The following is a 22,104-nucleotide window of genomic DNA, read 5'->3' as shown; positions in this document are numbered from 1 at the left end:
GTGGAGGGCGTGACCACCACGCCGGTGGTCACGGCCTCCACCGCTGTGACGACCACGAGCGGGTGCCCGGCGACCCCGTGTGCGGGTGGGGGATGCTGGGTCCGTGCAGATCACGATCCTCGGCCCGCTCGCCGTCGACGGCCGGCCGGTTCGGGGTGAGCGACTCGCGGCGGTGCTCCGCGCGCTCGTCGACGCGCGCGGACGGGCGGTCTCCACCAGGCTGCTCGTGGACGCCGTGTGGGACGGCGCGCCGCCGGACGACGCGACCGGTGCCGTCCAGGCGCTCGTGTCCCGGGTACGCCGTCTGGGGCTGCCCGTGGTCGCCGTGCCGGCGGGATACCGCCTGCCCGCCGAGGCGGTCACCGTCGACGCGGTCGAAGCGCGGGCGCTCGTCGAGCGGGCGCGCGCCGCCCTCGCGGCCGGTGACGCCCCTGTCGCCCGCAGCTCAGCCGACCAGGCCCGTGCCCTGTTCCCCGAGGTCCCGGAGCTGGCCGCCGCCGAGGACGCGCGGCTGTTCGCGGACGTCGCCGCGCTGCGCGCGCAGGCGGCTCTCGCCGGTGCGGGGTCCTACGACGAGACTGACCTGCGTCGGCTCGTCGCGCGTACGCCGCCGGACGAGCCGTCGGCCGCCCTGCTCGTCCGGGTCCTCGCCGCCCAGGGCCGGGACGCGGAGGCGCTCGAGGTGGTCGAGCGGCTGCGCGCCGAACTGGCCGACCGGTACGGCACCGACCCGTCGCCGGTGATCACACAGGTTCACCTGGCGCTGCTGCGCGGCGAACTCACGACCCCGGCCGTGGTGTGTCCGCCCCGGCAGCCGGCGCGGACCGCCCTGCCCGCCGCGTGGCGCCGGCCGATGACCGCCCTCGTCGGTCGGGAGCGGGACATCGAGAGTGTGGACGAGGCGCTCACCGCGGCTCCCCTGGTGACCGTCGTGGCGACCGGCGGCGCGGGCAAGACCCGACTCGCCGCCGAGGTGGCGCGGCGCGCGGCGGCAGCCGGGCAGGCGGTACGGGTGATCGAACTCGCCGGTCTGCGCTCGCCCGACGAGGTGCTGCCCACCGTGCTCACCGCACTCGGTGGGGCGGACACGTCGGCGACCGGTGGCAACCTCGGCCTCGAACGGCGGGTGCTCAGCCCCGAGGAACGGTTACGCGCCGTGGCACCCGACCTCGACGGGCTGATCGTGCTGGACAACTGCGAGCACGTACTCGACGCGGTGGCCACCGTCGTCGCGGACCTGATCGCGGTGGCCCCGCCGGAGGTCGCGGTCCTCGCGACGAGCCGGGCCCCGCTCGGCCTGGCCGGCGAACTGGTCCACCGGCTCACCGTCCTGCCGGACGCCGACGCCCTCGGGCTCGTCGAGGCCCGCGCGAAGGCCGGCGGCGCGGTGCCGACCTGGGACACCACACGGGCGCTCGCCCTGTGCCATCGGCTCGACAACCTGCCGCTGGCTCTCGAACTCGCCGCCGCGCGGCTGCGGCACATGCCGATCGACGACGTGCTCGCCGGGCTGACCGACCGGTTCGCGCTGCTCGACGACGCCCTGCGGGGCCTGCCGGAGCGGCACGCCAGCCTGTGGGCGATGGTCGACTGGAGCCGGGAACTCCTCGCGCCCGACGACCGTGAGCTGCTCCAGCGGATCGCGGTCATCCCCGGTCCGTTCGGCGCGGACCTCGCCGCCGCTGTCGCGCCGACCCCGGACGTACGACGTGGCCTCGCCACGCTCGTCGAACAGTCCCTGCTGACCCTCGTGGAAGGGGACGGCCCGCCCCGCTACCGGATGCTCGAAACCGTCCGCGAGTACGGCGAAGCCCGCCTCGACGCCGCCGGTGGCCGTGATCCGGCCATGGCCGGCCTGGTCGGTTGGGCCCGGGAGCAGGCCGCCGCGCTCGCCGCCCGGTTCGTCGGCCCCGGACAGGTCGAGGCGTTCGACCGCTGCGTCGCCGAGCAGGACAACCTGGTCGCCGGCCTGCGCTGGGCGCTCGGGCACGACGACGAGCCGGCCGCGATCGACGTCGCCACCGCGCTGCTCCACGTCTGGACGGTGCGCGGCCTGCACCTCGAGGTCGTCGGGTGGGCGCGCGGCCTGTTGCACGCCGAGGAGCCGGAGAGGCGGCGACGCTCGGCGATCCTGCGGGGCCGGGCGGCCGGGCGGCCACTGCCCGACGCCAACCGGCTCGCCTGGACCTGCCTCGTGATCGGGGTCAACGCCGGCATCGGCGGCGAACTGCGGCTCGCCGCCCTCGCCCGGCGGGCACTCCGAACGGTTCTCGCCGAACGGCCCGACGAGGTGTCGTCCCGGCTGACCGCGCTCGCGACGGCGTTGCCCAGCTTCGACGCGTCCGACCCGGAGGAGAGCACGAAGGCCGCCGGCGAGATGATCGCGCACCCGGACCCGTACGTGCAGGGGCTCGGCCTCTTCGCCCGCGCCGCCATCCGCGAGAACGGCGGCATGACGGAGGCGTCGATCACCGACGCCGAGCAGGCGTACCGGCGCTTCGAGGTGGCCGGTGACCACTGGGGCATGGCGATGGCCGCCGGCGGCGCCGGGCAGTTCTTCAGCCTGCGTGGGGACTCCCGCTCGGCCGAGTGGCTGGCGCGCAGCGTCCACCACATGGACCTGGTCGGTGCGACGCAGGACGCCCGGTCGATCCGGGTGCTGCTGGACGTGCAACTCGCCCTGGCCGGCGACCCGGAAGCGGAGCGGCGGCTGCGCGAGACGGCGGCACCCGGCCAGGCCGAGGAGGTGGACACCGGGCAGGCGCGCCTCGGGCTGGCCCACCTCGCCTGGCAGCGCGAGCGGTACGACGAGGCGCTCGCCCACGCCGACGGGGTGATCCGGACCCTGGCCGGCTGGGTCGGGCCGCCGCCGCAACCGCGCGTCCTGCTCCGGGTCGCGGTGGCGGTCCTCTACCTGCGGATGGAGCAGAGGCGGCCGACCTCGGTCGCCGACGCCGAGGCCCGCGCCGCCGCGTTGCTGATGCTCGCCCGGGACGACGCGCTGTCGTCGAAGGACCTGCCGGTGATCGGGACATGGGCACTGGGCGGTGCCGAGTTCGCGGCGCACCGGGACGACGCGGCGACCGCTCGGGAACTGGCCGTGCTCGGGACGCGGATCGGCACCAGCGTCGGGGCCCTCTTCCCGCCCGGGGCCGGCGAACGGCTCGACGCCGCCCTCGGGGAGGAGGAGCAGCGTGAGCCGTTGCTGGCCGTGTGGCGCGAGCGGCCGGTCGCCGCCACCGTCGCCCGGATCCGCGAGCTGATGGACGACCTGCTCGCCTAGGGTCAGATCTTCCGGCGGTACGCGCGCAGCGCCAGCGGCATGAACACCACCACGAAGCCGGCACACCAGGCGAGCGTCCACCACACGTGCGAGCCGACCGGTGTGCCGAGGAACAGCCCGCGTACCGCTGCCACCAGGTGGGTCATCGGGTTGACGTCCACGAACGCCTGCATCCAGCCCGGCAGGGTGTCGGCGCTGACGAACACGTTCGACGCGAAGCTCAGCGGCATGATCAGCGCGAACATCAGGCCCTGCACGGCACCCGGGGTCCGCACCTTCATCGAGACGAAGACCGGCAGCCAGCTCAGGCAGAGCGCGAACAGCACCGCGAGCAGGCAGCCGGCGATCGCCCGGAGCGGGTCGGACTCGATCCGGAAACCGAGCAGGTAGCCGATCGCGAGGGTCGAGACCGTGACGATCACGTACCGGACGACGTCGCCCAGGACCGCGCCGACCAGTGGCGCCGAGCGGGGGACGGGCAGCGACCGGAACCGGTCGAAGATCCCCTTGGCGATGTCGGTGTTGAGGTTGACACCGATGGCGATGGCGCCGCTGGCGATGGTCTGCGCCAGGATTCCGGGCAGCAGGAACTGCAGGTAGTCATGGGTGGAACCGGCGACGGCGCCACCGAAGATGTACACGAAGATGATGAGGAACAGCACCGGCTGCAGCGTGACGTCGATGAGCGCCTCGGGCGTACGCCAGGTCTTGATGAGGCTGCGCCTGGCCAGCGCCAGCGAGTGCCGGACCAGCCGGAACGGTCGCGGATTGGGGACGGCCGTGGAGAGCACGGGGCTCGTCCGGGGTGGGGTGCCGACCAGGGTGCTCATGCCGCGACCTCCGTGAGGCTGGTGGTGTCGTCGTCGGATGCCGTACGCCCGGTGAGGGTGAAGAACACCTCGTCGAGGCTCGGCAGGTGCAGGGAGAGTTCGGTGACCGAGATGCCGGCGGCGGCGAACCGCGCGACGCTCTCGGTCAGGGCCGCGTCGTCACTGACCGGCACCGCGAGCACGCCCTTGCGGATCTCGTCGGCCTGCGCGCCGGAGCCGACCTCGGACAGGATCGCCGCGATCCGGGACAGGTGCGCCGGGTCGGACGGCCGGACCTCCAGCGTCTGGCCCCCGACCACCCGCTTGAGGCCCTCCGGCGTGTCGTACGCGATGACCCGGCCGTGGTCGATCACCGTGATCGCGTCCGCCAGCGCGTCGGCCTCCTCCAGGTACTGGGTCGTGAGCAGGACCGTCGAGCCGTTCGTGACCAGCGACCGGACGACGTCCCACATGTCCTCGCGCTTGGCCGGGTCGAGCCCGGTCGTCGGCTCGTCCAGGAAGATCACGTCCGGTGAGCCCACGAGGCTGGCGGCCAGGTCCAGCCGCCGCCGCATACCGCCGGAGTAGGTCTTGGCCTGCCGGTCGGCGGCGGCGGTCAGGTCGAACCAGTCGAGCAGCTCGGCGGCCCGCCGTCGGGAGCCGGTGCGCCCCAGCTCCAGCAGGGTGCCGAACAGCTCCAGGTTCTGCCGCCCGGTCAGATCCTCGTCGACCGAGGCGTACTGGCCGGTGAGGCCGATGCTCCGCCGGACCCGCTCGGCGTCGCGGACGACGTCGAAGCCGCCGATCCGGGCCGTGCCGGCGTCCGGGCTCAGGAGCGTGGAGAGGATGCGTACGGCGGTGGTCTTGCCGGCGCCGTTGGGGCCGAGCACCCCGAGCACCGTCCCCCGGGGCACGGCGAGGTCCACGCCCTGAAGCGCCCTCGTCTTCCCGAAGTTCTTCACGAGGCCCTCGGCCTCGATCACCAGGTCAGCTGTCATGCCGTACAGCGTGCGCGGGCCGCCTGACACCGCCCTGACACGCCACCGACACCGGCACCGACACGGGCACGACACGCCGGCGGGCGGTGGAGACCGCCGCGGCGGAGTGTCGATCGCCCGGGGGTCATCTTCCCAGTCGGCCGGCGGGGACGGCGTCCGGCTGATCTGCTGGTGAGGTGCGGGCCGGTACCCCCTCAGCGGCTCGACGTCAGGCGACGGCCCCCGGACACGGCGCGACCGTCACGGCAGAAGGGGTGATCATGGCAAGAACCACGATGGGCGTCCGCTCGGTGACGGACAGCCTGGGCATCGAGCGGGCCGGTCGGGACCGTGGATCGGAGGGACTCGCCCGGTTCCTGGGCTGGGTCAGCCTCGGGCTGGGAGTGGCCACCCTCGCCCGCCGGGAGCAGGTCAGCCGGCTCTGCGGGGTCGACGACTCGCCCACCGCGCGGCAGGTCCTCGCGGTGGCCGGGGTACGGGAGCTGGGCCACGCCGCCGCGCTGCTGATTCCCCGGCGGGCGGGCTGGGGAGCGTGGACCAGGGTCGCGGGCGACGTGCTCGACCTCGCCGCCGCCGGTCAGGCGATGAAGGATCGGCGTGGCGAACGGCGCCAGCGCCTGACGTACACGACCTGGGCGTTGGCCGGAATCACCGCGCTGGACCTGTACACGGCGGTGCGGACCACCCGGGGACGACGCCTGCGGGAGGCGAACCGGGTGTACGCGTCGGTGACGATCAACCGCAGTGCCGCGGACGCCTACCGGTTCTGGCACGACTTCGAGAACCTGCCGCGCTTCATGTCCCACCTCCAGTCCGTCCGGACAACCGGTGACCGGCGGTCGCGCTGGACGGCGAAGGCACCGGCCGGGCGCAGCGTCAGCTGGGACGCGGAGATCGTCGACGACCGCCCCGGTCAGCTCATCTCCTGGCGGTCGATCGGCGGCGCCCGGGTCCCCAACTCGGGATCGGTGCGCTTCATCCCCGTCGCCGGCGGTCGCGGCACCGAGGTGCGCATCGAACTCGGCTACCGGGCGCCCGGTGGCGTCCTCGGCACCAGGGCCGCCAAGCTGTTCGGCGAGAACCCGCAGCAGCAGGTCTGCGACGACCTGCGCAGGTTCAAGCAGGTGATCGAGACCGGTGAGATCACCCGCTCCGACGGCAGCCCGGACGGCAGCAACGTCCAGCAACAGGTGAAGCAGCGCCCGGCTCAGCCGCTGGCGACCCGCGGGTCCGGAAGGTAGGACGATCATGAGAGCCAACTGCTGGATCGCGCCCAACAAGGTGGCGGTCAAGAACGTGCCCGACCCGCAGATCCTCAACCCGCGCGACGCCGTCGTGCGGATCACCTCGACCGCGATCTGCGGCTCCGACCTGCACCTTCTGCACGGCTACATCCCGGCGATGAAGAAGGGGGACGTGCTCGGTCACGAGTTCATGGGTGAGGTCGTGGAGTTGGGCCCGGGCGTACGGGACGGCCTGCGCATCGGTGACCGGGTGGTGGTGGCCTTCCCGATCGCGTGCGGCAACTGCGCCTCCTGCGAGCGCGGCCTCTACTCGATCTGCGAGAACTCCAACCCCAACGCGGCGATAGCGGAGAAGGTCATGGGCCACTCGCCCGCCGGCATCTTCGGCTACTCGCACCTGCTCGGCGGCTACGCGGGAGGCCAGGCGCAGTACGCCCGGGTGCCCTACGCCGACGTCGGCACCATCAAGATCGAGGACGACCTGCCGGACGAGAAGGTGCTGTTCCTGTCCGACGTGCTGCCCACCGGCTACATGGCCGCCGAGATGTGCGACATCAAACGCGGCGACACCATCGCGATCTGGGGCGCCGGGCCGGTCGGCCAGTTCGCGGCCGCCAGCGCTCTCCTGCTCGGCGCGGAACGGGTCATCGTCATCGACCGGTTCCCCTACCGCCTGCGGATCGCCCGGGAGAACACCGGCGCCGAGACCATCAACTACGAGCAGACCGACGTGCTGGACGCGCTGCGGGAGATGACGGCCGGACGCGGGCCGGACGCCTGCATCGACGCCGTCGGCATGGAGGGACACCACGCGTCGGCCGCGCTGCACGCGTACGACAGGGCCAAGCAGGCGACGAAGGTGGAGACCGACCGTCCGCACGCGCTGCGGGAGGCGGTGTTGAGCTGCCGCAACGGTGGCACCATCTCGGCGATAGGCGCCTACGGCGGCTTCATCGACAAGTTCCCGATGGGCTCGTTCATGAACCGCTCGCTGACCATGCGGTCCGGGCAGGCGCACGTGCAGCGCTACATGCGGCCGCTCCTGGAGCGGATCCGCAAGGGCGAGATCGATCCGAGCTTCATCATCACCCACACGATGCGGCTCGACGACGCTCCGCACGGCTTCGACATCTTCAAGAACAAGCAGGACGAATGCCTGAAGGTGGTGCTCAAGCCGTAGCGGCGGGAGGCCCCGGTGCCGTGCGAAACTGCCTCCCCCCGGGGAGGAGTGATCGTGGGCGCGGACGCCGAGATCTTCGTGTTCGACCACGAGCGCTACCGCGACGAGGTCGTGCCGGCGCTGGTGGAGTTGCGGCGCGGTACTGGGCTATCAGTTCGGCGTCACCGAGGGGATCCACGGCTGGCTGACCGTCACCGAGACCGCCGAGCTGTCGGCACGTCTCGACCAACTGGCCCTGCCCCGGTACGAGTCGACGTTCGCCGCGACGGCGGACCGGTCGCCACGCCCCGGGTTCTCGGCAGGCGAGTGGCCCGAGGTGAGCCTGTCGTTCCTGCGGACGGTGGCGACCATCGCCGCCGACGCCGGTCAGGCGGTGTTGTGGGGAAATGACGTGAGCCCGGGCGTCTGGCGTGGGACGTTCGGCGTGTTCGACGGCAGCGACGGGAGGTGGGCCTGCGGAGGGACGGCCAGCAACTGACGGTCAGTCCGGCAGGCCGGCGCATGCGGCGCCGTTGACGGTGCACGCCGTGGGGGCGGAGCCGACCGTCGAGCCGTTCACGCGGAACGTCACCCGGACCGAGGCGCTGCCGGGCACCTGCCCGGCGCTGCCGTCCGGGACGAACGTCCACACGGCACCGTCCTGGCTGGCCCGCGCGCCCTCGACCGAGCTGACGCGCAGCGAATCCCGGGGCAGGGTGACGACCAGCGTCCACTCTGTCACCGGCACCGGTCCGGGATTGCTGATCGTCACGGCGGCACCGTAGCTGAGCAGGGCGTTCTCCGCGATGGCGAAGTCGGCGCGCAGGGGCGCCGGTGTGGGGGAGGCCGTCGAGGCCGTCGACGGCGGTGATGCGTGCGTGCTGGTCGACGGTTCGGCGGTGGGCGTGGCCGGCGGGGGAGTGGGTCTGGTCGGGCTCGTGGCCGCCGGTCTCGCCTGCGCCCGGGGCGTACCGGCCGGTGGTGTGCTCACCTGGTCGGTGGACGGTGACGGGTTGAGGGTCACCGGTGCCAGCCGTTCCGGCGTACGCAGCACACCGACGACGGAGACCGCCGTCGCGACCAGCACCCCGAGCGCCGCGATCACGGCCACCCAGGTGGCCCGTGAGCCGTCGCCGCGACCGGTGAACGCCCGCTTGACGGCCGAGGCGATGGCCACGACCCGGTCCAGCAGAATGATCGCCGCGGTACGCCGTGGCTGGGGCGGTGTTGCCGGCACTACCTGTCTCCCCTTCAGTTCGTCCCGGACGCGCGCCTGCGACCTCCCGGGTCGCCTCGGCACCCGCCCCTTACAGCGCGCGAAGCCCGACGAGGATCGCCTTGAGCAGATCCTCGGACGGCAGCTCCGACAGCGTCGGCGGTTCGTGTGTCTCGATCAGCCCAGCGGTGAGCAGGTCGCCGAGGAGGACCCGGACGGTGCCCAGGGGCAGATCCAGCTCGGCGGCGACCTCAGCCACCGACACTGGATGGTGACACAGCTCCACGATCCGCGCCTGTTCGGGGAAGAGCGGTGCGCGAGGCGTCACCGCCCGCCGGGCGACGACCAGCGAGATCAGGTCGAACCGCCCGCGCTCGGGCGCGGTGCGCCCACCGGTCATCGTGTACGGGCGGGCGACCGGGCCGGCGTCGTCGTCGTACCACGCCTCGTCAGCCGCGCCGGTGGTGTACACCAGAGTCCCCGCTCATCGCCGAGGAGGCCGGTTCCAGGCGGACGGGCAGGTGCCGCTCGGCCTGCCCCACGAAGAGCGCCACCTCGTACGCCATGTCGCCGACCTCGGCGTCGTCCCCGGCGATCCGGACGGTGAGGATGGTCCCGTTCCGGATGGTGGCGACGAACAGGAACGCCCGCGACATCTGCACCACGATCTGACGCAGCTCGCCCGCGTCGCACGTCCGGGTGGTGGCCTGCCCCAGCGCCAGCAGGCCGGCGACCACACCGGAGATCTGCTCGGCCAGCTTCGCTCCGACGTGCCGGGAAGCGCCGAGCGGCAGACCGTCCGGGGAGAGGACCACGGCGAACTCCGCGCCGTGCACCCGGTCGACCAGGCGGTCCAGGGCGCCGGTCAGGCTGTCGCTGGTGACCACTGCATGCGTCATCGATGTCTCCTTGTTGCTCTGGCGACCGGCAGCTCGACGGTCTCGGGGCCGGCGCTGCCGGCGTGGGGGCCGCTCGGCCCGGGTTGGCGGATGCGCATCGGCAGCTCGCCGTGGCCGCCCGGGCCGGTCGCGCCGGCGCCGGCCCGCTCGGGCGGGTTCGCAGGGCGGGGAGGCGACGTGGCCGCTCCGTCGGCGGTGCCGGGTCGTCCACCCACGGCGCCGGTCGGCGTGACCAGTCCGGTCGGGAGCAGCACGATCGCCGCCGTTCCGCCGCGCTGGCTGGGACGCAGCGAGACCCGGGCGCCACAGCGGGCGGCGAGCACTGCGGCGGTGTACAGCCCCGCCGGGCCGACGGGCGGTCCGTCCGGTGGTGGGTTGCCGAGCAGGTGGTTCGCCTCGGCCAGCGCGGTCGCGTCGAGGCCCGGTCCGTCGTCGACGACCACGATCGCGCAACCCTGCGGCCGGTGCTCCCCGGCGACGCGGACGGTCGTCTCCGTCGACGAGAAGACGAGAGCGTTCTCGATCAGCTCCGCCAGCAGGTGGATGACGTCCGTGACGGCGGGACCGGCGAGCGACCACGGCCAGTGCGGCGCGATCAGAACCCGGTGGTAGTCCGGCACCTCGGCGACCGCGCCGCGCGCGATGTCGAGCAGTGGCACGGGGCGCCGCCACCGGCGGGCGGGCGTCGCGCCGCCGAGGGTGATCAGCTTCTCCACGTTGCGCCGGACGCGCGTGGTGAGGTGGTCGAGCCGGAACAGCTCGTCGGCCTCCTCGGCGGCGCGTTCCCGCCGCTGCATCCCGTCCAGCAGATTGAGCTGGTCGCGGAGCAGGACCTGGTTGCGTCGGGTCACCCGCAGGAACAGGTCCTGGGTGCGCTCCGCCGCCGTGGGACCCGGGGTCGGGACCGGGCCGACGTCCTCCGCGATGTCGGGGTGGGTCAGCGCGGTGCCGGTCGGGCCGGCCGGTGGCTGCCACCGGTCGGGGTCGGTGCCCGACCGGGCCAGCTCGCCGGTCAGCCGTCGGATCGTGCCGGCCCAGCTCAACAGCACCGCGATCACCGCGATGAGACCGAGCCCCACCACCGCGCCGGTACGCGCGACGATCACGGCCGCACCCGGCGTGGCCCGCTCGACACTGCTGCGGGCGGTGACGGTCACCAGCTCGTGCAGGGCGCCGAGGGCGGCGTCCGCCGCGGCCCGCCAGTCGGGCATGGTGATCCCGCTCAGGGGGTCGGTGCCGCCGGTGCGCAGCAGCCCGTCCTCCAGGGCGAGCAGGCCCTCGAACCGGGGGTCCACCGGGAGTCCCTGCTGCTCTCCGGGGCCGTCGATCGCCAGCCCGGCGGTCGCCTCGGCGCGCGCGTACCGCTGGTTGCTGACCAGCTCGGCCAGGCGGCGCCGCTCGTCGGCACTGATCTGGTTGCCGGCCAGGGCGGCGCTGACCAGGGTGTCCTCCCGGGCGAGCAGCTCGCGGGCACGCGCCAACGCGATCACCGCGCGGGTGTCGGCCGCCAGCTCGCTCTCGTACGCGCCCCACTCCGGGCCGTAGACACCGAACGCCACGGTGACGAGCTGGTCGTAGCCGTCGGTCGCCTCGGCGCCGTCGAGTTGCTCGGCGTCCACCCGGGACCGGATCGCGCCCAGGCCGTTCAGTCGCCGGACCAGCTCGTCGGCCCGGTCGCGGACCGTTCCGGCGGTGAGCAGCCGCAGATCGGTGCCCTCGGTGAACGCGCGCACCTCGGCCGCCGCCCGGTCGGTCCCCTGGCGTGCGCCGTCCAGCGCCGTCCCCGCCCGCTCGCCCTGGGCGATCGTCTCGGCGGTGAGCCGGCGTTCGGCCTGCAGGCTCAGGATCAGCCGGTCGATCGGTTGGCCCAGGGTGTCCGCCAGCGCACGTACCCGGAGCAGGTCGGCGGCGTCCTGGCCGGTCAGGTAGGCCGCGTACGACCAGAGCGTGACCAGCACGGCTGCCAGCGCGACGAGCCTGATCCGGATGGGCCGGTCCTCGGTCACGTTCCGCTCCGCTCGGTCCGCCGGTGTCCACGGGGTCGTCTCATCGGGTCGACCGTCGCGGCCACGGCTGCCCGGCCGCGTTGCTGGCGCGGTCGGCGACGACGGTGCGCAGCAGAGCCAGCAGCTCCGCGCGGTTGGCGCAGTTCAGCCGGTTGCGCATCCGGGCCACGTGGTGTTCCACCGTCTTGGCCGAGATGAAGAGCCGGTCGCCGATCTCCCGGTACGTCAGCCCGGCCAGCACCAACTCGGCCACCTCGTACTCGCGGTCGCTGAGCCCCTGCTGGGTGGGACCGGCGATGGCGTCGGCGACCTGGGGGGTGCCCTCGCCGGCCGGCGGCCGCTGCCCGCCGTTGGCGCCGGCAGGCCGGCCCTGGAGCACCCGGGCGCACTCCAGCAGTGTGGTCATCGCCCGGCGGTCCGAGGTCCGGATCGCGGCCTGCCCGGCGAGGCGGGCGCCGTCCCAGCACAGCCCGGTGTCGTGCAGACCTCGGGCGGCGGCCTCCACCCGGACCGGGTCGACCACGCCCCGGAGCACCTCCACCCAGCTCTCGGCGGCCGCGGCGACCACGGCCGCGTACCTGCTGTGGCCGGCGGCGGCGAGCAGGGCGGCGACGTGTTCGTCGGCGACCGAGGGCTCGTCGGTGAGGATCGCGGCGTGCAGCCCACTCCAGTGCAGCGGGACGCTCCACAGTGCCGGCTCGCCGAGCCGGCCGAGCAGCGACCGGCCCTCCCGCAGGTACGGGTCGAGTCGGGCCAGGTCACCCAGCCGGGCGCCCGCGATGGCGAGTTCGCCCAGCGGCAGCAGCGTGAACAGGTCGACGGGGTGCCGGACCACCGCCTCCAACGCCTGCCCCCAGCCACGCTTGAGCGCCCCGAGGTCGCTGTTGCGCCGGCCGATGCCCATCCGCAGCGCGGCGGCGAAGAGCAGGTCACGTGACTCCAACGGCCGGCCGTCGACCGTCACCGCGGCGAGGTGCTCGGCCGCGGCGTGCGTCTGGCCCCGGACCATCAGGATCCAGGCCTGCAGCAGCCGGTGGCGGCGGGCCATCAGAGGGCCGCCGACACCGGCCACCAGGGCCCGGTGCAGCACCCGCTCGGCGATCTCCAGCTCGCCACAGTGCACCGCCGTCAGGGCGGCCAGCGCCGCCGGGCTGTCCGGCAGGAGTGCCGCCCGCCCCGCCGGCTCCAGCAGCGCGGCGGCCTGCACGAGGGCGGAGAGCGCTGCCGTCGGTGGGCCGGTGACGCTCTCGCGTACCCCGTCGGCCATCAGTCGGGCGGCGCTGGCGTGCAGCGTGGGTGGTTCGCCGGCCGGTTCGCCGGCCGGTTCGCCGGACGCGGGCTCGGCGGCGGCGGTCAGGTCGCCGGAGGCGAGCCCGCCGACGGTGGCGAACGCCACCGACGACGCGGTGCCCGACCAGCGGTACAGCTCCACGCTGCGCCCGACGTGCCCGCGGTGCGCCAGGGCGGTCGCGGCCACCATGGCAGCCTCGGTGCGGTCGATCGGCGCGGCCGTCATCAGCAGCCGGTCCGCCACCCGCAGGGCGTCGTCGAGGTTGCCGGCGAGCGCGGCGGCGAGCGCCTGCCGGGCGCTCGCCGGCAGGCCGGCGGCCGTGGCGGCGGCGAACAGTTCGGCGGCGAAGGCCGGCTCCTCGGCCAGCGCCTCCTCGGCGGCGGCCGCCAGTGTCGGGGCCGGGCAGTCGCCGAGCACACCGGCCGCGAGCAGCGAGCGGACCAGCGGCAGCACCGCGCCGCCCCGCGCGAGCTGAAGCTCGGTGAGCTTCCGCCAGACCGCGGCGCGATCGTTGGCCGGGCTGAGCGTGGTGACGGCCCGCCGCACGATCGGCGCGAGCCGGCCGTCGGCGCCGAGCAGCCCGGCAGCCCTGGTCAGGGCGATCAGTTCGTCGACGGCCTCCGGCTCGCGGCCCAGCAGCGCGCCGAGCATGCTCACCGGCAGCGGCACGCCCGCCGCCACGGCGAGCATCAGGCGTCGGACGTCGGAGGGCAGGACCTCCAGGTCCGGCCCGAACTCCAGGACGACCGACCGGGGCGGCTCGACGGTGCTGCCCTGCGGCCCGCGCAGTCCACGGACCAGCCGCTCGACGTCCCGGGGCACACCGCCGGTCTGCGCCTGTACGAAGTCCACCAGGTCACTCCGCCGACCCGGCTCGGGCGCGGCGTCGAGATAGGCCGCCGTCTGCTCCCGGGTGAACGGGGTGAGCAGGACGGCCTGCCCGTCCCGGCGCAGGGTGTCGGCCAGCTCCATGAGGGCCGCCGACCGGGGCCACGGGCGGTGGGCGACCACGACCCGGTGCCGGCGGGTGGACACCAGGCGCAGCAGCTCCCCGAGCCGTACGTCGTCGAGCAGGTGCGCGTCGTCGACCAGCAGCAGCGCGTCGGGGGCGACCGGGTCGCCGGGCTCGGGAGCCCCGGTGCGTACGGGGATCCCGGCGTGCTGGTGGACCCGCGCCAGCTCCGCGAGCAGTGCGGACTTGCCGTGGCCGCCCGGCCCGACCAGGCCGACGGTGAGCGGGCCGGTCGGGTCCTCCGAGACCGTGTCCAGCAGGGCCTTCGGCCCCTTGCCGAGGACCAGTCTGGATTCGGCGACATCATTCATGATCATTGTGGTCATCCTTCGCGTCCCCGGCTGAGAGACAGCGCCAGGCGGGACGCCTTCGGCAGGTCGAGTGGCAGGATCCGGACCGGGGGTCGGGGTGGCGGATCGCCCGGGACGGTGGTGTCGTGGTGGGGGCGGCGCGGCGCCGGGAGGGGTGCCCGGCCGGCGCCGCTGACCGGCGCCGGTTCGCGTACCGGCTCCGGACGGCGGGGACGCGGCGACACCACCTGGCAGGCCGCCCGCGCCGCACCGGTGGCGGCGGTCAGCTGCGAATCCGGCTCCACCTCGACAGGGACCGGAAGAGCCGCGCTGATCAGCTCGGTGACGAGCGGGATGCGGGTGGAGCCGCCGGCGAGCAGGACGCCGTCGAGCTGCGCCGGCTTCAGCCCGGCACCGCGCACGGTCCGGAGCAGGAGGTCGACGGTGGCCTGCACCGTCGGGCGGATCATGTCCTCGAACTGGGCACGGGTCACCGGAATCCGCGCCGGGCCGGTCGGCAGGGTCAGCACCACGTCGGCCGTCAGGTCGACGGTCAGCTCACGCTTGACCCGGTCACACTGCGACGGGAGCCCGCGCAGGGCGGCGTTGGTGTCCCGGCGTGCGGTGGTGGCCAGCTCCCGGGCCAGCACCGTTCGTACGTGCCCGGCCAGCGCCTCGTCGAAGTCGGCCCCGCCGATCGGGTCGAGGCCCTGGGGCGTGCCGAAGCTCTCGTACGTGCCCCGCGGGGTGCGCCGCACCAGCGCCGCCTCGAAGCTGTTGCCACCCAGCGCGTAGACAGCGGCCGTGCTGCCCCCGAAGCCGTGCGCCGCGTGGCTCTCGGCCACCGTGACAGTGTGGGGCAGCAGCGTCACGTTGCGCAGGCCGAGGTCGAACAGCGCCCGGTGCAGCAACTCCCGCCGGTACGGTCGCCAGCTCGCCGGGTGGCTGAGCACGACCGCCTCGGCCGGGCCGCCCTCCAGCTCGTACACCCGCTCGACCACCCATGTCGCCAGCTCGGCGGTGAGCGTCTGCGGTGCGCACGGTTCGCCGCCGAGCAGCAGCGGCACGTCGTCGCCGATGCGGCGGACGAAGTCGCGCGTGGTGCGGCTGCCGTCGTCGGTCGTGGGCTCGCCGATGTGCAGGGAACCGTCCGTCGACAGGTACAACACCGAGGGTACGAGGGGTGTGCCGGCGTTCAGCGGCACCGCCTCGGGGCGCGTCCAGGTCGTACCCTGTCGCCGTGCGACCGCGGCGGCCGTATTGGTGTTTCCGATGTCTATCCCCAGGACGTACGGCATCCGTCTCTTCTCTCCCCGTGAGGTGGCTGGCCGATGGCGATGGCGTCGGTGCTGCCCGACGACCCACCCCCGGCGAACCCCCGCGGGCTCCTACGTTCGTACCAGAGATCGCCTCCCGCTCGGGACCCTAATCTGACCGGGACGGTTTCCCCCAGTCCCCCTAACGTAGGAGGTCGCGGAGGCCCTAACGCGGCGGCACCGGATGCGGGTGCAGCCCCGATGCCCACGGCCGCTCCCCGCAATAACGTCACTGTCGACGAACGACGGTCGCCGACGCCAATCCGAGGAGAACCGGCACATGGACTCGAACCAGACCCTTCACGACTTCGTGCTCGACCTGCTGACCAACCCTGACGCGCGGTCGGCGTTCGACCTCGACCCGGAGGGTGCCCTGAACGCCGCGGGGCTCACCGACATCACCGCCGCCGACGTGCAGGACGTGGTTCCGCTCGTGGTCGACTACGCCCCGGGGCAGGGCCTCGCGCCGCTGGCCCCCGTCGGACAGCTCGGGTTCGACCCGCTGGTCACCGACGCCACCGACGTGGTCGGTCAGCTGCAGAGCGTGGCGCAGCAGATCAGCATCACCAGCTCTCCGACCGGCCTGGACGTCAAGGCCGGCGTGTTGGGCGCCATCGCGGTCGACCCGGCGACCGTCGCCGCCGGGGTCACCGTGTTGCCCGGGATCGGCCTGGGTGTCGGTCCGAGCGGCCTCGAGACCGACCTGACCGGGGTCAACGACGTGGCCCACACCCTCGACGCCGACGTAGTGGCGCCGGTGGACGGCATCGTCGACCCGGTGATCGGTGACGTCACCGGCACGGTCGGCAACCCGGTCGGCGTGCTCGGCACCGGCGACCCGAGCCTGCTCGGCGGCGACCTGACCGGTGGTCTCATCTCCGGCACCACCGGTCAGCTCGACGGTGTCGTCGGCTCCCTCGGCGTCGACGACACCCTGGGCGGTCTGGGCCTGGGTCACGGTGGCGGTGTCGGCGGCGTGGTCCCGCCGCTCGACGTGCCGTCCGTCGTGGGTGGCGTGACGCACCAGGTGGACGGGCTCGTCCCCGGTGTCACCGGCACCGTCGGCGACGTGACCGGTGGGGTCACCGACGGTGTGCTCGGCGACTCGCACGACGGGGGGCACGCCTCGTCCGACAACGGACTGCTGGGCATCACCGGCGGTCTGCTCTGACGGGGATTCCCGGTAGGAGCGGAGGGCCGGATCGTCTCGGGCGATCCGGCCCTCTCGGGTTCCACAACCGGTCCCTCTTGATAATTGAGCCGAAATCCGCACACTTGGTGCGGTGATGGCCGGGATCTGGTTGGACGTGCTGGACGAAATCGCCCGGACGTGCACCACACACGGACGAGGCGACCTGCTGCAGACGGTGCGGCAGAGGCGTGCCCAACTGCTGGACCCGAAGCTCCGCGTCCTGGTCATCGGCGAGCCGAACCAGGGCAAGAGCCAGTTGATCAACGCGATCATCAACGCGCCGGCCTGCCCGGTCGGCGACGGCCGCACCACCGTCCTGCCGACGGTGGTGCAGCACGCCGCCGCCCCCAGCGCGGCCGTTGTCCAGGCGCCGCCTCCGGCCCCGGGCCGGCCCACCGGCGCCGCACCCGCGTCGATCGTCGAGCGAACCCCGGTGGCGCTCAACCAGGTCGCGGCGGGGGTGGCCGGCACGGTCGGGCGTCGGCCCGGTGGCGGCCCGGCGTACGTCGAGATCGGGCTGCCCCGTGCCCTGCTCGGTGGCGGACTGGTGCTGGTGGACACTCCCGGCACCGACGAGATCGCCACGCTCGGCAGCGCCGCACCGATCGCCGCTCCCACCCGCGCGGACACCGTGCTGCTGGTCTCCGACTCCACCCGGGAACTTTCGGTCACCGAGCTGAACATGCTGCTGCACGTCCTGCGCTCGCATCCGAACGTGGTCGTGGTGCAGAGCAAGACAGATCTGGTGGCTGACTGGCGTGCGGTGGCCGAGCGCAACCGACAGCACCTGGCCGAGGCCGGAGTTCCGGTACCGCTGATCCCGGTCTCGGCGGCGCTGCGGCTGCGCGCCGCCGCGTCCGACGACCGCGCCCTCAACGCCGAGTCCGGTTTTCCCGCGCTGATCGCCCGGTTGCAGCGGGACCTGGCCGGCAAGTCCGACCAGCTGGCCAGGGCCTCGGTGCAGGGGGTGGCCCGGACGGTGGTGGAGCAGCTGGCCGCGCCGCTGCGCGCCGAGCTGGCGACCCAGGAGGCCGAGGAGCAGTCCGGGCCGATCTCCCGGCTGCACGCGGCCCAGCGTGAGGTCGACGAGCTGCGCCGCTGCTCCACCCGGTGGCAGAACACCCTCAACGACGAGATGGCGGACCTGCTCTCCGACATCGAGTACGACCTGCGCGACCGGACCCGCCAGATCCTGCGCACGGTGGACGAGGCGTTCGACACGGCCGATCCGTTGGTCGCCTGGGACACCTTCCAGGACTGGCTGGAGCGGAGCCTGGTGGAGGCGGCCGAGGCGAACCACGAGTGGCTGATCCAGCGCTGTGACTGGATCGCCCGCCGGGTGGCCGCCAACTTCGCCCGGTACGGCTACGACGTGCTGCCGCCCTGGTCGATGACGATGCCGGAGGACTTCGGCGACCGGCTACCAGAGTTGGAACGACCGAGGATCGACCGGTTCACCACTGGTCAGAAGCTCTTCACCGGCATGAAGGGCTCGTACGGCGGCATGCTGATGTTCGGTCTGGCGACGACGCTGGCCGGAATGCCGATGATCAACCCGGTCTCGGTCGGCATCGGTGCGCTCTTCGGCGGCAAGAGCATCCGCGACGAGAGCAAGCAGTTGCTCCGCCGTCGCCAGTCGACGGTCAAGACGGCGATCCAGCGGCACGTCGACGACTTCTTCGTCCGGATGATCCGTGACTGCCGGGACGCCACCCGCCAGGTGCAGCGGATGCTGCGGGACCACTTCACCGGGTTGACCGAGGAGTTGCAGGAGGCCATCGTCCAGTCGTTCCGCAGCGCGAAGCAGGAGGCCGACACCGATGTCGCCCTGCGCGAGCAGCGGCAGCGCGAGATCCGACTGAAGATGACCCGGTTGGCCGCGCTCTACGAGCAGGCCCAGCAGTTGAGCGGCGCCCGTTCCGCCCCGGTGCTGCTGGAGCCCCGGCCGTGACCGTCGGGATGAGGCTGGACGAGGCGGCGTGGGGGTTGCTGCACCAGGCCATCGACGTCTACCAGGGCAACCCCCGAGCCCTGGGGGAGTTGCGGCACCAGGTGGCCCGGCTGGAGCAACCGCTGCGGATCGCGGTCGCCGGCCCCTGGCGTTCCGGCAAGTCGACGGTGCTGAACGCGCTGATGGGCGAGGAGGTCGCGCCGGTCGAGGGCGCCGACGGCGTCTTCACCTGGTACGAGGACGGCGCCCAGCCCCGCGCCACCGCCTATCCGGCCGGTCAGCCTCCGCAGGAGCTGACGGTGCTCAAGTCGGCGACCGGGATGCGGGTGGACCTCGGCTGGCGGGCGGGGGAGGTGCGCGACATCGTGGTGCAGTGGCCGACCCGGGCACTGCGGCAGGTCACGCTGATCGACACCCCGGCGGTCACCGAGACCGGCGAGCAGGGTCACCCGCCGGTCATGGAGCGTGTGCTGCGGGACTCGGACGCGGTGTTGTACCTGACCCGCGACGGCCGTGACAGCGATCTGCGGGTGCTGGAGTCCAGTAGGGAGAGTGCCGTCGGCCAGGCCGCCCCGGTGAACGTGATCATGGTGCTGTCCCGGGCGGACGAGACCGGCGGCGGCCGCATCGACGGGCTGCTCACCGCCCGCCAGCTGGCCCGACGGCACCACCGGGATCCGCGGGTCAGTGCGCTCTGCGTGAACGTGGTGGCGTGCAGTGGGGCCATCGGCCTGGCGGGCCGGGTGCTCGGCGAGTCCGACTTCGCGGCGCTGGCGATGCTGGCCGGGGTGGCCCGACCGGAGTTGGAGGCCCACCTGCTCTCCGCCGACCGCTTCCTCCGGGGCGAGCTGCCGGTACGGCTGGAACCCGAGGTCCGCGCCGAACTGCTGGGTCGGTTCGGGCTCTTCGGGATCCGGTTGGCGACCACCCTGGTCCGTTCCGGTTTCGACAGCCGGGTGAAGCTCTCCGCCGAACTCATCCGGCGCAGCGGTCTGACCGAGCTGCGCGAGGCGGTGACGCGCTGCTTCATCGACCGCCGGGACACCCTCAAGGCCCGGTCGGCGCTGGCCGCCGTGGAGGCCCTGCTGCGGGCCGAGCCCACGCGTGGCGCCGACGAGCTGGTCGGCGCGATCGAGCAGATCCTCGCCGGTGCGCACGAGTTCCGGGAGCTACGCCTGCTGGTGGCACTGCGGAACTCCCGGCTGGGGCTCGACGCCGAGCTGGTCGCCGAGGCGCAGCGGCTGATCGGGGGCGACGGGGTCGGGCTCGCCGCCCGGCTGGGTGTCGAGCACGAGGCGACGGTGCAGCGGCTCTGGGAGGTCGCCGCCGATGCCCAGTGGCGGTGGCGGGACCGGGCGGAGGATCCTCTGCTTCCGCTGGCTCAGCGGCGCGGAGCGCAGGTCGTCGTCCGCAGCTGTGAGGGGATGCTCGCCGAGCTGGCCGCGGGCGGTCGGTGAGGTCGACGGGTAGGCCGTGTCGGGCTCAGGCCGCAGGGCGCAGCTCGGCGAGGAGCGTCTCCACCCGGGCACGGATCTCGTCGCGGATCGGGCGGACGGCCTCGACGCCCTTGCCGGCCGGGTCGTCGAGCTTCCAGTCCTCGTAGCGCTTGCCGGGGAAGACCGGGCACGTGTCGCCGCAGCCCATCGTCACGATGACGTCGGACGACTCGGCGGTCGCGTACTCCAGGAGCTTGGGGGTCTGGTCGGTGATGTCGATGCCGACCTCCCGCATGGCCTGCGCGGCGGCGGGGTTGACCGTCGCGGCGGGGGCGGAGCCGGCCGAGCGGACCTCGACGGTGTCACCGGCGAGGTGGCGGAGCCAGCCGGCGGCCATCTGGGAGCGGCCGGCATTGTGGACGCAGACGAACAGAACGCTGGGCTTGTCGTTCATGATGAGTTCCTTCGCTCACGCGGTGGCCGCGGGGTGGGTGGGCGTGAAGAACCGGCGTCGCGCCCACAGGGAGACGTAGACCAGCCCGACCAGGACGGGCACCTCGATCAGTGGGCCGACGACCCCGGCGAGGGCCTGGCCCGAGGTGACGCCGAAGGTGCCGATCGCGACGGCGATGGCGAGTTCGAAGTTGTTGCCGGCCGCCGTGAAGGCCAGGGTGGTGGTGCGTTCGTAGCCGAGGCCGATGCCTCGACCGAGGGCGTAGGAGCCGGCCCACATGAGTGCGAAGTACACCAGCAGCGGCAGGGCGATGCGGACGACGTCCAGGGGTCGGCTGGTGATGGCGTCCCCCTGGAGGGCGAACAGGATCACGATGGTGAACAGCAGCCCGTAGAGGGCGGCGGGGCCGATCCTGGGCAGGAAGCGGGACTCGTACCACTCGCGGCCCCTGGCGCGTTCGCCGACGCGGCGGGTGAGGTAGCCGGCGAGCAGCGGAACCCCGAGGAAGATGAGCACGTTGCGGGCGATGTCCCAGGCCGAGACGGTCAGGGCGGTGCCGGACAGGCCCAGCCAGTCGGGAAGCACGGACAGGTAGAACCAGCCGAGCAGGCCGAAGGCGAGAACCTGGAAGACGGAGTTGAGCGCGACGAGGACGGCGGCGGCCTCCCGGTCGCCGCAGGCGAGGTCGTTCCAGATGATGACCATGGCGATGCAACGCGCGAGGCCGACGATGATCAGGCCGGTCCGGTACGCGGGCTGGTCGGCCAGGAAGATCCAGGCCAGGGCGAACATCACGGCCGGGCCGACGAGCCAGTTGAGGACCAGCGAGGAGACCAGCAGTCGACGGTCGGCGGTGACGGTGTCGAGCCGGTCGTAGCGGACCTTGGTCAGCACCGGGTACATCATGGTCAGCAGACCAGCGGCGATCGGCAGGGAGATCCCACCGACCGTCACCGAGTCCAGCACGCCGTTCAGGCCGGGGACGAGACGACCGAGGAGCAGCCCGGCGACCATGGCCAGCCCGATCCAGACCGGCAGGAACTGGTCGAGTCGGGAGAGGCGACCAGCCACGGCGCTCTCGGCCGGCTCGACGTCCGTCAGGCGGCTCACGCGACGGAGGCCGGCGCGACGGTGAGCAGTGCGGCGAGCTGGCGCAGGAGGGCCGGCCGGGCGCGGTAGTAGACCCAGGTGCCCCGACGTTCGGCGTCGACCAGCCCCGCCTCGCGCAGCGTCCTCAGGTGGTGCGAGATCGTCGGACCCGTCAGGTCGAAGGCGGGGGTCAGTTCACAGACGCACACCTCTCCGCCCTCGGCGGAGGCGATCATCGACATGAGCTGGAGCCGTACCGGATCGCCCAGGGCCTTGAACGCGGGGGCGAGCTGCGTGGCGGTCTCGGCCGGGACGCGCCGCTCCGCCAGGGGCGGGCAGCAGGGTTCGTCGGCCGTCAGGTCGACGAGGGCGAGGGAGGCCGATTGCTTCGACATGCGTCTAGGTTGACATCTCTCTAATCAACGTGCAAACGTCTGATTCGACAGACGTCGAGACAGG

18 protein-coding genes are annotated in these 22,104 nt (G+C 73.3%); 7 read left to right on the top strand and 11 right to left on the bottom strand.

Features of this window, described 5'->3' with window-relative positions; all coding sequences use genetic code 11:
* Positions 1-103: 103 nt before the first annotated feature.
* Positions 104-3,283, top strand: coding sequence for an ATP-binding protein (locus ACTWLT_RS11545; protein ID WP_445318348.1), 3,180 nt, complete (start codon positions 104-106; stop codon positions 3,281-3,283).
* Between the two features lie 2 nt (positions 3,284-3,285).
* Here the strand turns inward: ACTWLT_RS11545 and ACTWLT_RS11540 are convergent, their stop codons facing one another.
* Both ACTWLT_RS11540 and ACTWLT_RS11535 read right to left on the bottom strand, forming a co-directional pair.
* On the bottom strand, positions 3,286-4,113 hold the full coding sequence (locus tag ACTWLT_RS11540) for an ABC transporter permease (protein WP_445318347.1): 828 nt from the start codon (positions 4,111-4,113) through the stop codon (positions 3,286-3,288).
* Positions 4,110-5,090, bottom strand: coding sequence for an ATP-binding cassette domain-containing protein (locus ACTWLT_RS11535; protein WP_445318346.1), 981 nt, complete (start codon positions 5,088-5,090; stop codon positions 4,110-4,112). The genes ACTWLT_RS11540 and ACTWLT_RS11535 overlap by 4 nt, the downstream gene beginning before the upstream one ends.
* A 260-nt stretch (positions 5,091-5,350) precedes the next feature.
* Between ACTWLT_RS11535 and ACTWLT_RS11530 the strand changes: the two genes are divergently transcribed.
* From ACTWLT_RS11530 to ACTWLT_RS11520, 3 genes are all read left to right on the top strand, one after another.
* On the top strand, positions 5,351-6,331 hold the full coding sequence (locus tag ACTWLT_RS11530; protein WP_445318345.1) for an SRPBCC family protein: 981 nt from the start codon (positions 5,351-5,353) through the stop codon (positions 6,329-6,331).
* Positions 6,332-6,338: 7 nt separating this feature from the next.
* The gene (locus tag ACTWLT_RS11525; RefSeq protein ID WP_445318344.1) at positions 6,339-7,514 is read left to right on the top strand and encodes a zinc-dependent alcohol dehydrogenase; all 1,176 of its coding nucleotides are present in this window, start codon (positions 6,339-6,341) and stop codon (positions 7,512-7,514) included.
* Positions 7,515-7,830: 316 nt separating this feature from the next.
* Positions 7,831-7,992: a hypothetical protein gene (locus ACTWLT_RS11520; protein WP_445318343.1), complete on the top strand. Its 162-nt coding sequence runs from the start codon at positions 7,831-7,833 to the stop codon at positions 7,990-7,992.
* 3 nt (positions 7,993-7,995) lie between these two features.
* Here the strand turns inward: ACTWLT_RS11520 and ACTWLT_RS11515 are convergent, their stop codons facing one another.
* The 6 genes from ACTWLT_RS11515 to ACTWLT_RS11490 form a co-directional block, all read right to left on the bottom strand.
* Positions 7,996-8,730 carry a cellulose binding domain-containing protein gene (locus ACTWLT_RS11515; RefSeq protein ID WP_445318342.1) on the bottom strand — a complete coding sequence of 245 codons (735 nt, stop codon included), beginning with the start codon at positions 8,728-8,730 and terminating at the stop codon, positions 7,996-7,998.
* Between the two features lie 70 nt (positions 8,731-8,800).
* Positions 8,801-9,181, bottom strand: coding sequence for a DUF742 domain-containing protein (locus ACTWLT_RS11510; RefSeq protein ID WP_308209451.1), 381 nt, complete (start codon positions 9,179-9,181; stop codon positions 8,801-8,803).
* Positions 9,159-9,608: a roadblock/LC7 domain-containing protein gene (locus ACTWLT_RS11505; RefSeq protein WP_445318341.1), complete on the bottom strand. Its 450-nt coding sequence runs from the start codon at positions 9,606-9,608 to the stop codon at positions 9,159-9,161. Before ACTWLT_RS11505 ends, ACTWLT_RS11510 begins: the two co-directional genes overlap by 23 nt.
* Positions 9,605-11,614 carry a nitrate- and nitrite sensing domain-containing protein gene (locus ACTWLT_RS11500; protein ID WP_445318340.1) on the bottom strand — a complete coding sequence of 670 codons (2,010 nt, stop codon included), beginning with the start codon at positions 11,612-11,614 and terminating at the stop codon, positions 9,605-9,607. Before ACTWLT_RS11500 ends, ACTWLT_RS11505 begins: the two co-directional genes overlap by 4 nt.
* A gap of 40 nt (positions 11,615-11,654) precedes the next feature.
* Positions 11,655-14,234 carry a helix-turn-helix transcriptional regulator gene (locus ACTWLT_RS11495; RefSeq protein WP_445318339.1) on the bottom strand — a complete coding sequence of 860 codons (2,580 nt, stop codon included), beginning with the start codon at positions 14,232-14,234 and terminating at the stop codon, positions 11,655-11,657.
* A 5-nt stretch (positions 14,235-14,239) separates the two neighbouring features.
* Positions 14,240-15,505: an Hsp70 family protein gene (locus tag ACTWLT_RS11490; protein WP_445318338.1), complete on the bottom strand. Its 1,266-nt coding sequence runs from the start codon at positions 15,503-15,505 to the stop codon at positions 14,240-14,242.
* A 298-nt stretch (positions 15,506-15,803) separates the two neighbouring features.
* Between ACTWLT_RS11490 and ACTWLT_RS11485 the strand changes: the two genes are divergently transcribed.
* From ACTWLT_RS11485 to ACTWLT_RS11475, 3 genes are all read left to right on the top strand, one after another.
* Positions 15,804-16,694 (top strand): IniB N-terminal domain-containing protein, encoded by an 891-nt coding sequence (locus ACTWLT_RS11485; RefSeq protein WP_445318337.1) that lies wholly within the window; start codon positions 15,804-15,806, stop codon positions 16,692-16,694.
* Positions 16,695-16,809: 115 nt separating this feature from the next.
* Positions 16,810-18,666 (top strand): dynamin family protein, encoded by a 1,857-nt coding sequence (locus ACTWLT_RS11480; protein WP_445318439.1) that lies wholly within the window; start codon positions 16,810-16,812, stop codon positions 18,664-18,666.
* Complete coding sequence (locus ACTWLT_RS11475) at positions 18,663-20,123, top strand: dynamin family protein (protein WP_445318336.1); 1,461 nt, start codon at positions 18,663-18,665, stop codon at positions 20,121-20,123. Before ACTWLT_RS11480 ends, ACTWLT_RS11475 begins: the two co-directional genes overlap by 4 nt.
* Before the next feature lie 25 nt (positions 20,124-20,148).
* On the opposite strand, the gene ACTWLT_RS11470 is transcribed toward ACTWLT_RS11475, so the two are convergent.
* Genes ACTWLT_RS11470 through ACTWLT_RS11460 form a run of 3 tightly spaced genes read right to left on the bottom strand, consistent with a single transcriptional unit; the run spans position 20,149 to position 22,040 of the window.
* Positions 20,149-20,556 (bottom strand): arsenate reductase ArsC, encoded by a 408-nt coding sequence (locus tag ACTWLT_RS11470; RefSeq protein WP_445318335.1) that lies wholly within the window; start codon positions 20,554-20,556, stop codon positions 20,149-20,151.
* 15 nt (positions 20,557-20,571) lie between these two features.
* Complete coding sequence (gene arsB / locus ACTWLT_RS11465) at positions 20,572-21,666, bottom strand: ACR3 family arsenite efflux transporter (RefSeq protein WP_445318334.1); 1,095 nt, start codon at positions 21,664-21,666, stop codon at positions 20,572-20,574.
* On the bottom strand, positions 21,663-22,040 hold the full coding sequence (locus ACTWLT_RS11460) for an ArsR/SmtB family transcription factor (protein WP_445318333.1): 378 nt from the start codon (positions 22,038-22,040) through the stop codon (positions 21,663-21,665). The genes arsB and ACTWLT_RS11460 overlap by 4 nt, the downstream gene beginning before the upstream one ends.
* Positions 22,041-22,104 lie beyond the last annotated feature (64 nt).

It is taken from the genome of Micromonospora yongxingensis (assembly GCF_052601155.1).
This window is presented reverse-complemented; position numbering and strand designations above follow the sequence as displayed.

Bases quoted from the DNA above. Each gene is read 5' to 3' on its own strand.
- ACTWLT_RS11505 (WP_445318341.1), bottom strand. From the start codon at position 9,608: ATGACGCATGCAGTGGTCACCAGCGACAGCCTGACCGGCGCCCTGGAC.
- ACTWLT_RS11535 (WP_445318346.1), bottom strand. From the start codon at position 5,090: ATGACAGCTGACCTGGTGATCGAGGCCGAGGGCCTCGTGAAGAACTTC.
- ACTWLT_RS11480 (WP_445318439.1), top strand. From the start codon at position 16,810: ATGGCCGGGATCTGGTTGGACGTGCTGGACGAAATCGCCCGGACGTGC.
- ACTWLT_RS11490 (WP_445318338.1), bottom strand. From the start codon at position 15,505: ATGCCGTACGTCCTGGGGATAGACATCGGAAACACCAATACGGCCGCC.
- ACTWLT_RS11495 (WP_445318339.1), bottom strand. From the start codon at position 14,234: ATGATCATGAATGATGTCGCCGAATCCAGACTGGTCCTCGGCAAGGGG.
- ACTWLT_RS11540 (WP_445318347.1), bottom strand. From the start codon at position 4,113: ATGAGCACCCTGGTCGGCACCCCACCCCGGACGAGCCCCGTGCTCTCC.
- ACTWLT_RS11485 (WP_445318337.1), top strand. From the start codon at position 15,804: ATGGACTCGAACCAGACCCTTCACGACTTCGTGCTCGACCTGCTGACC.
- ACTWLT_RS11460 (WP_445318333.1), bottom strand. From the start codon at position 22,040: ATGTCGAAGCAATCGGCCTCCCTCGCCCTCGTCGACCTGACGGCCGAC.
- ACTWLT_RS11530 (WP_445318345.1), top strand. From the start codon at position 5,351: ATGGCAAGAACCACGATGGGCGTCCGCTCGGTGACGGACAGCCTGGGC.
- ACTWLT_RS11525 (WP_445318344.1), top strand. From the start codon at position 6,339: ATGAGAGCCAACTGCTGGATCGCGCCCAACAAGGTGGCGGTCAAGAAC.
- ACTWLT_RS11470 (WP_445318335.1), bottom strand. From the start codon at position 20,556: ATGAACGACAAGCCCAGCGTTCTGTTCGTCTGCGTCCACAATGCCGGC.